Raw genomic sequence first — 17,554 nt, forward strand, 5'->3', positions numbered from 1 at the left:
TGCATCGTGAAAGTTTTCAGGAAAATCGGGAGTTTTAGGCATGACATTAACGGGATGAACAACAGGCTATTTAAAGTATAAAGGCAATCGCAGAATTCGTGACATATTTTGAAAATGAAATTGGTATGAGATATCCATTGGCGATGAGGTCTATCGTCGGCTGGACAAGATCAACCCCACCTTACCTCAGGGTATGGAGGTTGAGATCAGCTATGATGGCACGGCTTATATGCGCAAGGCTCTGAAGGAGATTGTGGTTACTCTCGCTGAAACGATCATCATTGTCGGGCTGGTTGTTCTGGCGTTGATGGGGGCCTTTCGTACGGCACTGGTGCCACTGGTGACCATTCCTATTTCGATTCTCGGTTGTATTGCCATCATGTGGCTGGTGGGCTTTTCCCTGAATCTTTTGACCATACTGGCCATCGTTTTGTCAGTCGGTCTGGTCGTGGACGACGCCATTGTCGTGGTTGAGAACGTTGCACGACATATGCGGGAGGGAAAATCGCGATTAGAGTCGGGATTACTGAGTTCAAGAGAACTATTGAAACCGATTATTGGCATGACACTGACGCTGGCGGCTGTTTATGCCCCCATCGGTTTTGTTTCCGGCTTAACCGGCAGCCTGTTCAGAGAGTTTGCTTTTACGCTTTCTGTTGCTGTGCTGATTTCTGGCGTGGTGGCTATCACGTTGTCGCCGGTTATGAGCAGTTGGGTATGTCCTGAAAAAGGGCGTGAGAACCGCTATACACTGAAGGTAAACCAATTCTTTGATCGTTTGCGACGGGTTTATGGGCGTGGGCTGGACTCGGTCTTTCAATGGCGAAACCAGATGCTTTTTCTGTCGGTTTTTCTCTCATTATTAATCGCCCCGCTCTATCTGTTTTCCGCCAAAGAGTTGGCACCTGTGGAGGATCAGGGCAGTATTAATATTGTCGTTGAGTCTCCCCCGGATGCTTCCATTGCCTATACCGATCAGCACATGAATGGGGTTATCGACTCATTAGGTTTTTTACCTGGTGTTGAATTGATTTGGCAGGTCATCTCTTCAGAAGGTGGTTTTGGCGGTATTGAGTTTGTTGATTATGCTCAACGCTCCCAGAGTGTGCATGAGATGCTTCCTACTGTGTTTGGAACCTTGTCAGGAGAGCCAGGGTTAAAGGTTTTCCCAATACTGTTTTCCTCTTTACCGACCGCCGGTCAGTTCGATGTGGAATTGGTGGTGCAGGCTCCTGATGATTATTCGGAGATGGAAAAATACGTGGGTCAGTTGATACAGGCTGCTTATCAGAGCGGTCAGTTTATGTTTGTGAATACCGATTTACAGATAAATTTGCCCGAGACTCGTCTGGTATTTGACCATAATCGTATTGCTGACCTTGGTATGACCGTTGCCGAGGTGACCGAACAGCTGAGTGCATTATTGTCCGAACAGGATGTGAATCGCTTTAATGCTTCTGGCAAGGCTTATCGGGTGATACCTATGGTTCTGTCAGAAGGGCGGAATAATCCTGAGCAGCTTTTGGACTTTACTCTTCGAACCTCTGCTGGAGAGCTTGTGCCTTTGAGAGCCGTAGCAAGCCTTGAAAATATCACCAGCCCGAGAGTAATGGGTAAATTCAACCAGCAGCGCTCATTCAGGATTCTTGGTGGTGTCTTGCCTGGTACGACGAATGATCAGGCACTGGCAACACTTGAGACCGCTGCTCTGGATATTTTGCCAGAGACGTACACCGTCGACTATGCCGGTGTTTCCAGGCAGCTTCGTCAGGAAGGTAACAGTATGTTTTCTGTACTGGTGATGGCTCTGGCAGTGGTTTATCTATTACTGGCAATACAGTTTAACAGCTTCCGTTCTCCTCTGGTCGTTCTGCTTGGCTCTGTACCATTAGCGCTTTTTGGCGGATTGTTGTTCAGCTTTACTGGTCTGACCACGGTGAATATTTATGCCCAGATTGGCTTTATTACATTGGTTGCACTGGTTGCCAAAAACGGGATTTTAATTACCGAGTTTGCTAATGAGCTTCAGTTTAAGGGCTACCAGAAGATGGAGGCTATTCGAGAAGCAGCCAAAATTCGCCTTCGGCCTGTGTTGATGACCACTGCTGCTACCGTGCTGGGGCACTTTCCACTGGTATTGGTCACTGGTGCAGGGGCTGAAGCGAGAAACAGCATCGGTATTATTCTGGTAGCGGGTATGCTGATTGGTACGTTTTTCACGCTTTTTGTTTTGCCTTGCGTCTATCTCTGGCTGGGTGAAGGCTATAAACAGCATGTCATTGACCCGGGGGCAGAGCAGCAGTCTCAAAGCCTATGAGGCTTCAGTTGTTGGTTTCTGGCAGAAATGTTTTGTATAAAATTTGATGGCGAGGGGGATGCTCAGTCTAAACGCCTCGTCCTCAAAGCTCCTTTCCATATAGTGCTTTTGGAACTCTGTAATCTTGATCTGTTTGTTTTCGAGTTGTCGTACATGTACTAGTTCGTGAGCCATAGTGATACGGACTTCACTGGGCTCCAGTCCATTGGAAAGGGCTATTCGATAATTTCCATTCTTCAGTGGAAGTGTATAACCCAGCATATTGGGTTCGGGCATTCTGAAGTACAGATACTCAATATGAACATCTGGATCAATGCCTAACTCTTCCAAGTAAAAACTTTGCATATCCAGAAATGTGCACCCTGAAGGGTTAAGAGCATCGCTGTACATTGCTTTGGCTGGCAGTGATGCAATGACCCACAGGAACACAAGAATGTATAAGGTCGTCTTCACGGTAACCTGGTCTTATATTGTTAAACAGCCATTCTTGGAAAGCTCGACTCATCCCGGATTAAGAAAACTACTGTAGATGTCAAAACTGCCACATTTTCATTGTAAAAGTGCCATCATGAATAATTATCCTTTGATGACTGACAGGTTGTTATCGGCACTTTTGAGCGAGGGTTTAATTATGTGGTTCCAGAAACAGGTCCAGCTTCAACCTTACCAGAGAGGGTTTCATCTGATTACAGCAGAAATTTCTGACAAACTGCCTGAGATGGAGAGATATAAGACTGGGCTGTGTCATATCTTTTTGCAGCATACTTCCGCGTCACTGACACTCAATGAAAATGCCGACCCAAATGTCCGTCATGATATGGAAACATTCAGCAACTACTATATCCCTGAAAATGAAGAGTATTTTCTACATGTTATAGAAGGCAGTGATGATATGCCTGCACATATTAAATCCAGCCTGTTTGGTGCCGATGTAATGATTCCAATTGCTGATGGTTCACTGGCTTTAGGTACTTGGCAGGGGGTATGGCTAGGAGAGCACAGAGACAACGGAGGAAGTCGGAATCTAATCATCACTTTACAAGGTGAAGGTTATACGTAATTATAAAAATCAGGTATTAACAATTTGTTTTATATAAAGGAGGGTTAGACCGAACTGGCATTTCAACGATGCTGGACTATAACTATAAAAATCGGGCAAGAAGTCAATTTCAATGTTTCGGAATGGATATTCCGACAACCAGTACCTAGAGGATATAGCTATGGCACGGAAAAAGCCGACTAAAGCTGCTGCTGGTTTTGATGGCGCTGATATTGGGTTTCTGGGGAGTCGCGACGAGCCTGCTGAAGAAAGGACCGTTGAGTCTCGTAAAAAACTCAGGGCAAGTCTGGACTCCCAGATAGAAGAGTTTTTGAAAAACGGAGGCCAGATCGAAGAGATTCCATCGAACATTACTGCAGATCCACCGAAAAAACCCTCCGGTGAATACGGTAACCGACCAATATGACTTAACTTTGAAAGCCCGGTATTTACCGGGCTTTTTTTATGCACATGGATGTGCTGTATCCTGAAAATGCAGGAGCAATTTTCAGGGAATACACAGGGACGTATTGTATCCCAGAAATGCAGGAGTGGTTTCTGGGGTATATAAGTACCTAACCATATGAAATCATATTTTCTGATTCAGTGGTCAGCCACTCTGCTGCGTTACAGCTACGATCACATAGCTACGGCTATGCTCACTCCGCTGAGCCTTGCATAGTAACTAACCACTAAGCCAGAAATATTCGATTTCATATGACCAGGTACTTACATGGATGCAGGAGCTAGAGTAACGTAAGAGCAGTTACCGGGGAGTGCTTTCCGGGTATATCAAACGACCTCTACCCACTTACCACCGTCGTAAGGTGATAGCTCGCCAATTGATTCCAGAGACAACTCAAATCTTGTTGCAACATTATGGAAAGCTTCTTCTACTGCCGGGTCTACGGCAACTAGAAGACCGCCACTGGTTTGAGGGTCACAGAGAATGTGTTTCTGCTGCTCTGTAATTTCAACTGCCTTATGTCCGTAGCTGGCATAGTTTCTTTCGGTGCCACCGGGGATACAGCCCTGCTGACGGTAATTTTCCACATGTGGAAGCAGAGGGAGTTTGTCAGTATATAGGGTGGCTTTTACCTTACTGCCCTCACAAACCTCCAGAAGGTGGCCAAGAAGACCAAAACCGGTAACATCGGTGATCGCACTGATACCGTTCAGCAGAGAGAGGTCTGCGCCCATGGTGTTCATTGTGCACATGGAGTCACGGGCAATATGCTGATGCTCATCCTGCAGCACCTTTTTCTTTTGTGCTGTAGTGAGAATACCAACGCCAAGAGGTTTGGTCAGATATAGCTTGTGACCGGGTTGAGCCTGATCATTTCTTTTCAGGTGCTCAAGAGATACACGACCAGTGACCGCAAGCCCGAAGATAGGTTCAGGGGCATCAATACTGTGGCCTCCAGCCAGCGGTATTCCTGCATCGGCACAAGCCTGACGACCACCGTCAACTACCTGTGCAGCAACTTCGGGAGGTAGCTTGTTTACAGGCCAGCCAAGAATAGCAATGGCCATCAAGGGAGTGCCACCCATAGCATAAATATCACTGATGGCATTGGTGGCAGCGATGCGCCCAAAATCGAATGGGTCATCAACAATCGGCATAAAGAAATCGGTAGTGCTTATGATCCCTTCACCGTTTCCCAAGTCAACAACGGCGGCATCATCTTTGCTGGAATTACCAACGACCAGGTTAGGAAAGTCTGGAAGAGTGAGGTTGGTTTTCAAAATACCATCAAGAATCTGTGGTGAAATTTTGCAACCACATCCTGCGCCATGACTGTACTCTGTAAGCTTCAGATCCTTCATCAATACTACCCCTGAGCTAACGCTTGAAATGCGGATACTTTAGCACTGGGAACCTTTTCATTAAATGCCTTACAGATCTTAAGGGCGAAAGGATTGAACACATTTTCTGGACATAAACAGAAACCAGAGGTTTCTAATGTCATATCTCTGTGATAAAAGGTAATTTTAGACGTCAGTGATAAGTGGCTAATCATGTGTTTTTGGTTTCATATGCCCAGCTGTTTATTTGACCGGTTTGATCCAATAAGAAAGAAGAATAGCGATAATTGATGGATTAGGAGAATCGGATGGGAGCACTAACTTTGCCTTGTTCTTCTATCGATGATTTGCTGAAGCAGCAGTCAGCAGCATTACAGCAGTGGTTTTCCAGCGGCGGTCGAAAGATCGAAGGTCTGGTTGTTCGTAAATTTCCCTCCTGGCTTGAGTCTGATCAGTTTATTAGCGCAGGTTCCGGTGCTCAGTTTGATACTGCGCGTTTTCGCCTGATGATGTGCAATAAACGTGATATCTGGCGTGTTAGTATCGACATGGCTTTTCATCCAAAAGCGAGGCTTATGGAGGACGGCTCTACTGTCGGACCTGGAATATTGTTTAATGTGCTGGATGATGAAGACCAGAGTGTTCTGATTGATTATTTTGAAGTGAGCATTCCAGCTTCAGCAGACTCAATTACGCCTGAACAGTGGTGTACATACTGGTTTATGAAGTTGGCTAAGAGTCATCACATCAATCGAATTTTTGCTTATAAGGAGTTCGAAGCAGAGATTGATTGATTTCTTGGCCTAGCTGCAGCTTTTTGAATGACCAAAAAGCTGCAAAGTAATATGCAGCGTTAAAGGCTTTTTGCTTTATTGAGCCATGCCTGCGAAAAAGACTGGAGCATTGGGATAACAAGTGCCCAGATAATAGCCAGGACCAACAGTGTTTGCCATAGGGGCTGGGCAAGCGTTACATCACTCATTTTTGACCCTGCCAAATAGCTTAATGGTCCCCCAAAGAAGCCGAGAATGGCTCCATAGAGTTTGTGGGTTCGGGACCAGTCAAGGCTGTGTCGAAGAGTTGTACCGAATATCAGCCATAGGCAGGCTAGCCAGAGTGGTAAAATACGTCCACCGTCCTCCAGTTGAGAGTGAAACTTCAGGATTTCCAGATTCCCAAGAAAACTATCGATAGCACATCCTAAGAGAAAGGTAATAGCCAGTACCTGCTTTTCTTTATGCCAACTACCTACCCAAAACAGATGGATAAACAGGATTATTACGGTTGCAATCAGAGCAACGTGATCTCCCCCAAGAACACAGGCAAACCAGCCCATCTGGAATAGCAGATAATTCGTAATGAGTTTTATTTTGTTGATTGTCATCATTATTAGAAGACCAGTGGTCGATAGATGGGTTCCAGTTCTAAGGTCAGCATGTCTCTAATGGTTTCCAGAGCAAACTGGACTTTATTATCACTGTCAGGGCTGCTGATACAGAGACGGACAGCTTGCGGTACTGCAGAGCTGCCAACTGCGAACAGCTCTGACTGGAGCACTTTCACTCCCTTATTTTGTAGCTGTCGCACAAAGGTCTCTGCCCGCCATGGTTCAGGCAGTTTAAGCCAGCCATGAAAACTAAAAGTTTGTGTATGTATATCCATACCTTTGAGGTGCTGTTTCATGAGCTCCTGACGTCTGGCAATGGCTTCGGTCTGCCAGCGAATAAGCTGTTCAGCCATACCAGATTCAATCCACTCACGGGCAACTTCAGCCATCAATGGTGGTGGAACCCAGCAGTCGCTTCTCATTGCCATGACCAGCCGTTCTCTCAGGTGAGAAGGGTAGCAGAGGTAACCGGTCCTCAGTCCGCCCGACAGTGTTTTTGAGAAGCTGCTGCTGTAAATTACCAGGTCAGGAGCAAGGCTGTAGAGCGAAGCCAGTCGTTTATCAGAAGCGACGAATTGTACATCATCTTCCAGGATCAATAGTTTGTGTCGTCGCGCTATTTCAATGATTCGCTCTCGCCGTTCAAGCGGCATAATGATTGCTGTCGGGTTTTGCAGAGATGGCATTAGATACAGCAGTTTTGGCCGGTATTGCTGACAGCACTGTTCCAGAGCTTCTGGAATCAGACCATGCTCATCCATTGGCAGGCCTATATGGTGAGTTTGCCACTGCCGTGCCGCATTAATGAACCCCGGGTAGGTTAATGACTCGGAAACGATGGTGTCCCCAGGTCGAGTTGCTGCCTGAAGCGCCATCATATTGCCATGCTGACCACCATTGGTGATCAAAATGTTGTCTGGGTTTGCATCGATCGACAGCGTTGTAAGCCACTCTGTAATAGTATTGCGATGCCTTTCTAGCCCCGTTTCAGGTAGGTAATCCAGCAGGGAGGCCATACGTTGAGAGTCTGATGCAATAGTTTGCAGCGTCTCAGCCAGTATGTCTTCTCTTGGAGCAGGAACCTGAAGTGTCAGGCTCATATCAATAACCGCTGACTCTGGCTCCTGAGGTACATTGAATTGAGCCTGCTGCCAGATCTTGCCGGTAACGAAGGTTCCACTGCCTACTCTGGCGGTAATTAAGCGTCGTCTTTCTGCTTCAGCATAGCCCCGGGTAATCGTGCCAATGGTTACGTTAAGCATATCGGCCAGCCAGCGATGAGTAGGAAGTTTATCTCCCGAGTTTAATGATCCATTTTTAATAGCCTGCTCAATGGCATCGGCTAGAGCCATATATTTGGGGGCGGAATCAGAGGAAAAGTTTTCCAACCAATCTGGAGGGCTTATTTTTTTATCCATTGTCTTTTTGTTATTTTTAAATGATGTCTTTGTCATGGTGACAATTTATTAATTGAACTCTTTTTTGTCCATGTATCATACTTTGTTTGAGCCTTTATTTCTTTATTTGTTTGATTGTATGGGTTCAATTTTTAAAGGCATATATTCAAAATATTACTGAGAAAAAATAATGGATGAGATAGAGATACTCTGGTTACCATTGGTAACCTTTGCCTTGAGTTCCAGTATTACACCAGGACCCAATAATATTATGCTGGCAGCCAGTGGGGTAAATTATGGATTCTCCAGAAGTATCCCTCATATGCTGGGTGTTTCTATTGGGTTCTTTATTTTATTTCTTGCCGTTGCATTTGGGCTGGGGAATATTTTTGAAAGGTATCCGCAGCTTCAAATGGCCTTGAAGTATATTGGGTCTGTTTATCTGTTATGGCTTGCCTGGAAAATTGCGACAGCCAGTGCGGCAACAGAAAAATCAGTCAGCAGTAAGCCAATGACTTTTTTTCAAGCGGCCAGTTTCCAATTTGTTAATGTGAAGGCCTTGATGATGGCAATCAGCAGCGCTGTGGTATTTACTCTGCCTGGTGAGCATTACATCATGTCAGCTCTTCTGGTTGGTCTTGTATTCACGCTGGTGAATCTGCCTTGTGTTTCGGTGTGGGTTGCCTTTGGTTCTGGGCTGAAACGTTTTTTGAGAAATGAACAGAGTTTAAAGGCTTTCAACTGGTCCCTGGCGTCATTAACTGCTGCATCGGTTGTGTTGTTTTATATTTAATCAGTCACCATAAAACTAAATGGTGTTGATCTGCCTGATAAGCTGATTCATCAGCTACAGGCAGATCAACCCGCTTTATTTTACTTAGTCCCCCAGAAACGCTTTATAGGCTTCATTGTCATTTTCAGACCAGTAGCGATAGCCAATGGCGTCAAGGTATTCCGGAATATGCTGATGTTCCTCTTCAGGAACATCCAGGCCTACGGCAACCCGTCCATAGGCAGCGCCGTGATTTCGATAGTGGAACATCGTGATATTCCAGCGCTGGCCCAGTTTGCTCAGGAAGTTTAATAAGGCTCCCGGGCGCTCCGGAAACTCAAAACGGTAAACCTGCTCATTTCTAACCGCTTCACTGTGCCCGCCCACCATATGTCGAACGTGGAGTTTGGCCATTTCATTATCGGTCAGGTCAACTACGGGGTAACCATGCTGCTGGAGTTCATTAATCAGCCGGTCGATGGGCATCTGATCTGGATGAACCTGAACACCGACAAAAATTCTGGCTTTGTCCGGGTTGTGGTAGCGGTAGTTAAACTCAGTAATGCTTCTTCGGCCCAGCAGTTCGCAGAACTGTTTAAAGCTTCCCGGCTTTTCCGGAATCGTAACGGCTATAATCGCTTCACGCTTTTCGCCCAGTTCAGTTCGTTCTGAGACGTAGCGCAAACGGTCAAAGTTGATGTTGGCACCGCTGTCTACTGCCAGCAGGGTTTGGCCCTGAATCTTTTCCCGGCTCACGTACTTTTTCATACCTGCAATACCGAGGGCACCAGCAGGCTCACAGACGGAGCGGGTATCATCAAAGATGTCCTTGATCGCGGCACAGATTTCGTCAGCGTTGACGGTGATGACCTCGTCAATGCACTCCTGGCAGATCCTGAATGTCTCTTCACCAATCTGTGCTACAGCTACACCATCGGCAAAAATACCAACATGAGGCAGGATAACCCGCTCACCCGCTTCAAGAGCCGCCTTAAGACAGGCAGACTCTTCAAACTCAACGCCGATGACTTTGACGTCGGGTCGCAGGTACTTGATATAGGCGCTGATACCTGCTGCCAGGCCACCACCGCCGACAGGGATGAATACTGCATCCAGGGCACCGGTATGTTGACGCAGGATCTCCATACCAATAGTGCCCTGACCTGCGATCGTATCAATATCATCATAAGGGTGAATAAAGGTATAGCCATGCTCTTGAACCAGCTCAAAAGAGTGAGCCAGTGCCTGATCAAAAGCATCACCATGCAGTACGACCTCGGCTCCGTAGGCTCGTACAGACTTCACTTTGATCTCGGGAGTAGTGACCGGCATGACGATGGTAGCCTTGATACCCATCTCCCGGGAGGCCAGGGCAACTCCCTGGGCATGATTTCCTGCAGACGCAGCAATGACGCCGCATTCTTTCTCTTCAGTCGTGAGCTGGGCCAGCTTGTTATAAGCCCCCCGAATTTTGAAGGAGAATACCGGTTGTAAGTCTTCCCGCTTCAGGAGAACCTGGTTATCCAGGCGCTGGCTAAGGAAGCGAGCCTCATCAATCGGGGTTTCTATGGCGACATCATAGACCCTGGCTTCCAGTATTTTTCGTATATAACGGTGTGGCATGCTGTCCTGCTGGTACGTACGGTTAGCTTTATTGAGTTCAGGCAGTGCTGCGAAGCACCCATTCTATAGGAATACGCTTCAGGATGGCACTCATCCAATTTGGATGAAAATGGTGTAATATACTGCGCGTTTTCAGGCCAATGGCTCATCATGAATTAAGTGGCTTTGAAATATCCAGCCCTAATTAAATACACAGTATTCACAGGTAAACCCCATGAATCAGGATCAGCTCAAGAAGGCCACTGCTGAAGCCGCACTGCAATACATCCTGCCCCATCTTGAAAAAGATATGGTGATTGGCATTGGCACTGGCTCAACTGCGCGCTTTTTTATTGATGCGTTGGCTGAGTATAAGGATGATTTTGATGGCTGTGTATCCAGCTCTGAGGCATCTACCGAACAGCTGAAGGCCCATGGTATTCCTGTGTATGATCTGAATACGGTGTCTGACCTGCGCTTTTACATTGATGGGGCTGATGAAACCAATGAACATCTTCACCTGATTAAAGGTGGTGGTGCAGCACTGACCCGGGAAAAGATCATTGCGGCGGTAGCCAGAGAGTTCATCTGCATCGCTGATGAAAGCAAGGCGGTTGGTGTGCTGGGTGAATTTCCATTGCCAGTGGAAGTCATTCCCATGGCCCGTAGTCATGTTGGCCGAGAGCTTGTGAAGCTCGGAGGAGATCCGGCCTACCGCGAAGGTGTTGTGACCGATAATGGTAACGTGATTCTTGATGTCTGGAATATGAAGATTCTTGACCCGGTTGAACTGGAACAAAAGATAAACGGGATTGTCGGTGTTGTGACCAATGGTCTTTTTGCCTGTCGCCCAGCAGATGTTTTGTTGTTGGGTACAAGCGATGGTGTTAAAACAATTACAGCCAAGTGATTAAGATAAATGCAAAAAAAGCCGGGCTATTCCGGCTTTTTTGTTTGTACTGCTATAGAGCTCGTCCCAGCAGAAAATGCAGAGCTACCAGAACCAGACCCAAAGGGGCAATTAGAAAGACAAGTTCTGATAGTGTAAGTGGGGTTTCCTTATCATCCTTTTCCATTTTCATAGTAGCCTCACACCCGTTCTGGCCTGATTTTTTTCCTTTAACAAACTAAAACTAGTTCTCCAAGACGGATGCAACCTTTAGACATTGGTAGGTGGATTCCGGTGTTTTCATGAAAAAACCGCAATATTGGGCTGGATTGAATAGAAAAAATCCTTAATATAGCCATTGCTAATAATAAAAATGCTTGGCGACCTGTGCTGAGCTAAATCTGTCGTTCATGCTTGAGTTTCGGGGGAGGGCAGCCAGTGCCAGGCGAATGCTCTGTAAACTCAGGAATGAAAAACAACAATAAAGAGTGACTGACATGCTGAAATCATTTAATAAAAAAATGGCTGTCTTAACTGCCGCAGTGGCTCTGGGCAGTGCATCGATCGCATCCGCAGCAGATACCATCAAAATTGCGCTGGCAGGCCCGGTTACCGGACCGGTTGCCCAGTACGGTGATATGCAGTTTATTGGTGCCAAAATGGCCATTGAGCAGATCAACAAATCTGGTGGCGTTAATGGCAAGGATCTGGAAGCGGTTGTCTATGACGACGCCTGTGACCCCAAGCAAGCCGTAGCCGTTGCTAACAAGATTGTAAACGATGATATTCGATTTGTTGTCGGTCATCTCTGTTCCTCTTCAACTCAGCCTGCATCAGATATTTATGAAGATGAAGGGATTTTGATGATCACTGCAGCCTCAACCAGCCCGGATATCACGACCCGTGGCTATGAGCTGATTTTCAGAACTATTGGTCTGGACAGCATGCAGGGGCCTACTGCTGCGAGATACATCATTAACTCTGTAAAGCCACAGAACATGGCAGTGATTCACGACAAGCAGCAGTACGGTGAAGGCTTGGCCTCCAGTGTTCGTGACGAAGTTCAGAAGGCTGGAATTAAAGTAGCTCTGTATGAAGGTGTAACGGCCGGAGACAAAGACTTCTCTGCCCTGATTGCCAAGCTCAAGAAAGAAGATGTTGATTTCGTCTATTACGGTGGTTACCACCCTGAGTTGGGCCTGATTTTGCGTCAGAGTGCAGAAAAGGGGCTGGATGTTAAGTTCATGGGACCTGAAGGTGTCGGTAACAAGGATATTTCTGCCATTGCCGGTGCTGCTTCAGAAGGCCTGCTGGTTACTCTACCTAAAAGTTTTGATCAGGATCCAGCCAATGCCAGACTGGTTGAGGCATTCAAGGCCAAGAGTGAAGACCCTTCAGGCCCATTTGTCTTCCCAGCCTACTCTGCCGTAAAAGTCATGGCGGATGGCATGAAGCTGACCTCCAGTGAAGATCCTGAGAAGGTTGCCAGCAGCCTGCGCGCCAATAGCTTCAAAACTCCAACAGGTAATCTTGGCTTTGATGGCAAGGGCGACCTGAAAGACTTCAGCTTTGTTGTTTATCAATGGCATGCGGATGGCAGCAAAACTGCTCTGACCAAGTGATCAAACTAGTGCCCAGCCTGAACGAACAGGGCATTTATGAAGGAAATACTGTGCAGTCGAATAACCAGACGGCATCAGTCTAACAATAATAAAGTAGTAAAAGGCCTGCAGGGAGTGCAGAACGCCAGAAGCGTTATTGCAACATGCAGGCCTTTTTTATGGATTCGATCATGCCTGAGTCAGCCTATTATTTTATCCAGCAATTGCTGAACGGCCTTACTGTTGGGAGTACCTATGCCCTCATAGCCATCGGTTATACGATGGTGTATGGCATCATTGGAATGATCAATTTTGCCCACGGCGAGATATATATGATTGGCAGCTACGTTGCCTTTGCCGTGTTGGCCGGTCTTGCCTTGATGGGGGTTGACAGTGTAGCCCTGATGCTGGCCGCCGCTTTTATCATCAGCATTATTATTACCAGTACATACGGCTTTGCCGTTGAGCGGGTAGCCTATCGACCGTTAAGAAACAGTAATCGACTGATTGCGTTGATCTCTGCGATCGGTATGTCGATTTTTCTTCAGAATTATGTACGCATCGCCCAGGGCTCAAGAGATATTGCAATGCCCAGCTTGATTACTGGTGGTTGGACATTTGGGCCCGTAGATGAATTTAATGTAACTCTGTCGTATATGCAGGTGGTAATTTTCATCATTACATTCATCACCATGACGCTCCTGACGCTCTTTATTTCCAAATCCAGAATGGGGCGTGCTTGCCGGGCATGCGCAGAAGATCTGGGCATGACCAGGCTTCTTGGTATCAATACCAACCAGGTTATCTCTCTGACCTTTGTTATCGGTGCAGCACTGGCTGCAGTGGCAGGCGTTTTGCTAGGGCTCTATTACGGAGTTATCAACCCCTATATTGGTTTTCTGGCTGGTTTGAAAGCGTTTACTGCTGCGGTTCTTGGTGGAATTGGTAGTATTCCGGGAGCAGTGCTTGGCGGCTTGATTCTTGGGGTTACCGAAGCATTCACAGCAGGATATTTCAGTACCGAATATAAAGATGTTGTCGCCTTTAGTCTGCTGGTATTGATTCTGTTATTCCGACCTTCAGGTATTCTTGGCAAGCCGGAGGTAGAAAAGGTATGAATAATCATCAATCATCTACCAGTTTGCGCTGGTTTCCTGCGGTTATGGCAACTGGAGCGCTGCTATTACTGGCGGTGTTAATGCTGGGGGTTCAATTATCCACAGAGAATACGGAGTTGGTGGTTCACTTTGCCGCCAGCGAACGCTGGAACCTGATCTTATCTGGGGCTGTTCTGGTTTTTCTGGTTCAGTTATTTCGAAACTCGATTTCTGCTTTCTGGCAGGGTGCAAAAAAACACAACCCACTACCTCAGGTTCAGCTCCCAACATTGAATGAGAATAAGCCTCTGAAGCGGCTGCTGATCTGCTTTGCAGTAGCAGGCCTGATGATCTGGCCTTTCTTTGTCTCCCGTGGCGCTGTGGATCTGGCAACACTGGCTCTGATTTATGTGATGCTTGGTTTGGGCCTTAACGTGGTTGTTGGTCTGGCAGGTCTTCTGGATCTTGGTTATGTGGGCTTCTATGCCGTTGGAGCATACAGCTATGCATTGCTAAACCAGTATTTTGGTCTCGATTTCTGGAGCTGCCTGTTGATCGGCGGTCTTATGGCCGCGTTCTTTGGTTTTATCCTGGGGTTTCCAGTGCTAAGGCTGCGTGGAGACTATCTGGCAATTGTTACCCTGGGATTTGGTGAAATTATTCGTATTCTGTTGAATAACTGGACCTCAATAACTGGTGGGCCGAATGGGATCAGTCAGATTCCAAAACCAACGCTGTTTGGTCTGGAGTTTTCCCGGCGAGCGAAAGAAGAAGGGAATGTACCATTTCACGAGTTCTTCGGGATTGACTACAGCAGCGGCTATAAAGTGATTTTCCTTTATATCCTGGCGCTGCTTTTGGTGTTGTTGACGCTTTATATTATTAACCGCCTGCTGAGAATGCCTATAGGTCGAGCCTGGGAAGCACTTCGCGAAGATGATATTGCCTGCCGTTCATTAGGACTGAATCCAACAGCCATCAAACTGTCTGCCTTTACCATCGGTGCTGCATTTGCAGGCTTTGCCGGAACTTTTTTTGCAGCCCGGCAGGGGTTTATAAGTCCAGAGTCTTTTACCTTTATTGAGTCTGCCATCATTCTTGCCATAGTTGTTCTGGGGGGAATGGGATCACAGATGGGCGTTATTCTTGCTGCTGTTATTATGACGGTACTTCCCGAGTTTGCCCGGGAGTTCCAGGAGTATCGGATGCTGATGTTTGGTCTGATGATGGTACTGATGATGATATGGCGCCCCGAAGGATTGATGCCTATGAAGCGTCCGCACTTGAAGTTGAAAGATCATCAGCCTGATAAGGGTGATGTTTCTGTTAATCGTCAGCCCATTGCTGAAAGCGTGTAATCTGCAGGGAGTTATGAGATGAGTCAGTGTTTGCTGGAAGCATCAGATCTCAGTATGCGCTTTGGTGGTCTGCTGGCAGTAGATCAGATGGCGCTCAAAGTTCGTAAAGGCGAAATTGTCTCCATGATTGGTCCGAATGGTGCCGGTAAGACGACAGTATTTAACTGTTTGACTGGATTCTATAAGCCAACCGGAGGGAGGATTCTTTTTAAGGACCAGGCGGTAGAAAAGCTGCCAGGCTTTAAAATTGCCCGTTTAGGTGTGGTTCGAACCTTTCAGAATGTTCGGCTTTTTAAAGCCATGACGGTTCTGGAAAATCTGCTGGTGGCTCAGCACCGACATTTGAATACAGGGTTATTGGCAGGACTCTTTAAAACGCCTTCGTTTCGAAGGAGTGAGGCAGAAGCGATGGATCGGGCTGCTTACTGGCTGAATAAAGTTGGCCTGACTGAGTTTGCCAATCGTGAAGCAGGAAACCTGGCCTATGGCCAGCAGCGGCGACTGGAAATTGCCCGCTGTATGGTCACTGATCCTCAACTGCTGATGCTGGATGAGCCTGCTGCAGGGCTGAACCCCAATGAAACCCGAGAGCTGGATGACTTGATTTCAGACCTCAGAAAAAACCATGGTGTATCAGTACTGCTCATTGAACATGATATGAAACTGGTAATGGAAATCTCGGATCGGATCTATGTTATTAATCAGGGGAGGCCACTGGCATCCGGAACACCGGAAGAGGTGCGCAACCATCCTGAAGTGATCAAGGCTTATTTAGGGGAGTCCTGAGTAAGCCAACAATCCGGGGCAGTTTTATGAAGTACAGAGTACCACTGGAATTAGAAACCGAAAGGCTGGTTCTCAGGCAGTTTGAGGAAGAAGACTGGAGATGTCTGCATAAGTATTACTCTGATGCAGATGCTACCCGCTATACCGTGGGAAAGGCTTTCACGGAAGGAGAAACCTGGCGAACGATGTGCAGCATGATTGGGCATTGGCAGGTGCGTGGTTATGGACCGTATGCTCTGATCGAGAAAAGCTCCTCTTTGCTTCTGGGGACAGTGGGTTTCTGGTATCCAAATGACTGGCCTGAACCGGAAATCAAGTGGGCACTGGCTGCTGACTATTGGGGGAAGGGATTTGCTTCTGAAGCGGCCAGAGAAGTTCAGTCGATAGGACGGCAGTATCTGCCAGAGATACCTCTAATCAGTTTTATTCACCCGGATAACCATCCTTCTATGAAATTAGCAGAGCGCCTGGGGGCTGTTCTGGAAAACGAGATCCCATTTCGCGGCAATATCTGGAAAGTCTATCGGCACCCAAAAGAATAAACAGGAATGCAGTCATATGAATAACGATAAACCACTGCTAAGTCTTGAGCATGTTTCTACCTTTTATGGCCAGATTCAGGCGCTGGATGATGTGAGTGTCGAGATCCGGACCGGTGAAATTGTGACATTAATTGGCGCCAATGGTGCGGGAAAAACCTCTCTGCTTATGACTCTGTGTGGCGATCCAAGGGCGAGCAGTGGGCAGATCTTTTATGATGGTCGAGAAATAACCCGAGCAGATACTGCGGATATTATGCGTTCTGGTATCGCCCTGGTGCCTGAAGGTCGGCGTGTCTTCTCCCGGCTCACCGTGGAAGAAAATCTCAGCATGGGCGGTTTTTTCACGGATGAGCAGGATTATCGTCAGCTGTATAGCCATGTTCTTGAACTATTTCCACGTCTTGAGGAGCGTCTGCACCAACGGGCAGGAACCATGTCTGGTGGTGAACAGCAGATGCTGGCTATAGCGAGGGCGCTGATGAGTAAGCCCAGGTTATTACTTCTGGATGAGCCTTCACTGGGGCTTGCTCCTATAGTGATTCAGCAGATTTTTGACATTATTGCCAAACTGAGGGATGAGGGAATGACAATCTTTCTGGTAGAGCAAAATGCGAACCAGGCCCTGAAACTGGCTGACCGAGGCTATGTGCTTGAAAATGGAAAGATTGTTCTGCATGACTCCGGACAGGCGCTATTAGTGAATGAATCTGTCCAGGAGGCCTATCTGGGAGGGTGATCATGTATTTTTTCTGTGATTTCTAATGGGGTAATAAATCATACTTTACGCGGCTTCATCGAACTCTTATGGGCCGCGCTTTTATCTATCGCTTAGGGGGGGCTTTATTATTAGCTGTATTTTTGAATTAAAATTATAGTTTTAATTTTTAATAGTAATTAAAAAATTCGTTGTTTTTATTTATTCATTTGAAATCAATGAGTAGCTGTCATGGTGGTTCTGATT

At 46.8% G+C, this 17,554-nt stretch carries 17 protein-coding genes; 12 read left to right on the plus strand and 5 right to left on the minus strand.

Going from position 1 to position 17,554, the window contains the following annotated elements; genetic code table 11:
- The first annotated feature begins 136 nt into the window (after positions 1–136).
- On the plus strand, positions 137–2,317 hold the full coding sequence (locus AK963_RS00875) for an efflux RND transporter permease subunit (RefSeq protein ID WP_274520485.1): 2,181 nt from the start codon (positions 137–139) through the stop codon (positions 2,315–2,317).
- Here the strand turns inward: AK963_RS00875 and AK963_RS00880 are convergent.
- A complete protein-coding gene (locus AK963_RS00880; protein WP_139117181.1) occupies positions 2,312–2,770 on the minus strand; it encodes an ImmA/IrrE family metallo-endopeptidase in 459 nt (152 codons plus the stop codon). The two genes, AK963_RS00875 and AK963_RS00880, sit on opposite strands and share 6 nt — an antisense overlap.
- A 178-nt stretch (positions 2,771–2,948) precedes the next feature.
- Here AK963_RS00880 and AK963_RS00885 point away from each other — a divergent pair, with 178 nt between their 5' ends.
- Positions 2,949–3,377: a secondary thiamine-phosphate synthase enzyme YjbQ gene (locus AK963_RS00885; protein WP_066013362.1), complete on the plus strand. Its 429-nt coding sequence runs from the start codon at positions 2,949–2,951 to the stop codon at positions 3,375–3,377.
- A 160-nt stretch (positions 3,378–3,537) separates the two neighbouring features.
- Positions 3,538–3,783, plus strand: coding sequence for a hypothetical protein (locus tag AK963_RS00890; RefSeq protein WP_202969697.1), 246 nt, complete (start codon positions 3,538–3,540; stop codon positions 3,781–3,783).
- A 365-nt stretch (positions 3,784–4,148) separates the two neighbouring features.
- Here AK963_RS00890 and selD read toward each other — a convergent pair whose 3' ends face one another.
- A complete protein-coding gene (gene selD, locus AK963_RS00895; protein WP_274520483.1) occupies positions 4,149–5,186 on the minus strand; it encodes a selenide, water dikinase SelD in 1,038 nt (345 codons plus the stop codon).
- A gap of 284 nt (positions 5,187–5,470) precedes the next feature.
- Between selD and AK963_RS00900 the strand changes: the two genes are divergently transcribed.
- A complete protein-coding gene (locus AK963_RS00900; protein ID WP_066013278.1) occupies positions 5,471–5,956 on the plus strand; it encodes a hypothetical protein in 486 nt (161 codons plus the stop codon).
- A 59-nt stretch (positions 5,957–6,015) separates the two neighbouring features.
- Here the strand turns inward: AK963_RS00900 and AK963_RS00905 are convergent, their stop codons facing one another.
- Complete coding sequence (locus tag AK963_RS00905; protein WP_083232373.1) at positions 6,016–6,549, minus strand: DUF2878 domain-containing protein; 534 nt, start codon at positions 6,547–6,549, stop codon at positions 6,016–6,018.
- Between the two features lie 2 nt (positions 6,550–6,551).
- Complete coding sequence (locus tag AK963_RS00910) at positions 6,552–7,901, minus strand: aminotransferase-like domain-containing protein (RefSeq protein ID WP_238593607.1); 1,350 nt, start codon at positions 7,899–7,901, stop codon at positions 6,552–6,554.
- 235 nt (positions 7,902–8,136) lie between these two features.
- On the opposite strand from AK963_RS00910, the gene AK963_RS00915 reads away from it, so the two are divergent.
- A complete protein-coding gene (locus AK963_RS00915) occupies positions 8,137–8,739 on the plus strand; it encodes a LysE family translocator (protein ID WP_066013279.1) in 603 nt (200 codons plus the stop codon).
- 84 nt (positions 8,740–8,823) lie between these two features.
- Here the strand turns inward: AK963_RS00915 and ilvA are convergent, their stop codons facing one another.
- On the minus strand, positions 8,824–10,386 hold the full coding sequence (ilvA, locus tag AK963_RS00920; protein ID WP_274520486.1) for a threonine ammonia-lyase, biosynthetic: 1,563 nt from the start codon (positions 10,384–10,386) through the stop codon (positions 8,824–8,826).
- A 169-nt stretch (positions 10,387–10,555) separates the two neighbouring features.
- On the opposite strand from ilvA, the gene rpiA reads away from it, so the two are divergent.
- The 7 genes from rpiA (at position 10,556) to AK963_RS00955 (ending at position 17,329) form a co-directional block, all read left to right on the plus strand.
- Positions 10,556–11,230 (plus strand): ribose-5-phosphate isomerase RpiA, encoded by a 675-nt coding sequence (gene rpiA, locus AK963_RS00925; RefSeq protein ID WP_066013283.1) that lies wholly within the window; start codon positions 10,556–10,558, stop codon positions 11,228–11,230.
- A 476-nt stretch (positions 11,231–11,706) separates the two neighbouring features.
- Positions 11,707–12,831: a branched-chain amino acid ABC transporter substrate-binding protein gene (locus AK963_RS00930; protein WP_066013286.1), complete on the plus strand. Its 1,125-nt coding sequence runs from the start codon at positions 11,707–11,709 to the stop codon at positions 12,829–12,831.
- A 170-nt stretch (positions 12,832–13,001) separates the two neighbouring features.
- Positions 13,002–13,928 carry a high-affinity branched-chain amino acid ABC transporter permease LivH gene (gene livH / locus AK963_RS00935; protein ID WP_066013369.1) on the plus strand — a complete coding sequence of 309 codons (927 nt, stop codon included), beginning with the start codon at positions 13,002–13,004 and terminating at the stop codon, positions 13,926–13,928.
- The gene (locus tag AK963_RS00940) at positions 13,925–15,265 is read left to right on the plus strand and encodes a high-affinity branched-chain amino acid ABC transporter permease LivM (RefSeq protein WP_066013290.1); all 1,341 of its coding nucleotides are present in this window, start codon (positions 13,925–13,927) and stop codon (positions 15,263–15,265) included. Before livH ends, AK963_RS00940 begins: the two co-directional genes overlap by 4 nt.
- A gap of 54 nt (positions 15,266–15,319) precedes the next feature.
- Positions 15,320–16,051 carry a high-affinity branched-chain amino acid ABC transporter ATP-binding protein LivG gene (gene livG, locus AK963_RS00945; protein ID WP_419833778.1) on the plus strand — a complete coding sequence of 244 codons (732 nt, stop codon included), beginning with the start codon at positions 15,320–15,322 and terminating at the stop codon, positions 16,049–16,051.
- A gap of 26 nt (positions 16,052–16,077) precedes the next feature.
- Positions 16,078–16,593 (plus strand): GNAT family N-acetyltransferase, encoded by a 516-nt coding sequence (locus tag AK963_RS00950; protein ID WP_066013294.1) that lies wholly within the window; start codon positions 16,078–16,080, stop codon positions 16,591–16,593.
- A 16-nt stretch (positions 16,594–16,609) separates the two neighbouring features.
- Entirely contained in the window at positions 16,610–17,329 is a 720-nt protein-coding gene (locus AK963_RS00955) for an ABC transporter ATP-binding protein (protein WP_139117182.1), read from the plus strand.
- Positions 17,330–17,554 lie beyond the last annotated feature (225 nt).

It is taken from the genome of Endozoicomonas atrinae, assembly GCF_001647025.1.
Classification (GTDB): Bacteria; Pseudomonadota; Gammaproteobacteria; order Pseudomonadales; family Endozoicomonadaceae; genus Endozoicomonas; species Endozoicomonas atrinae.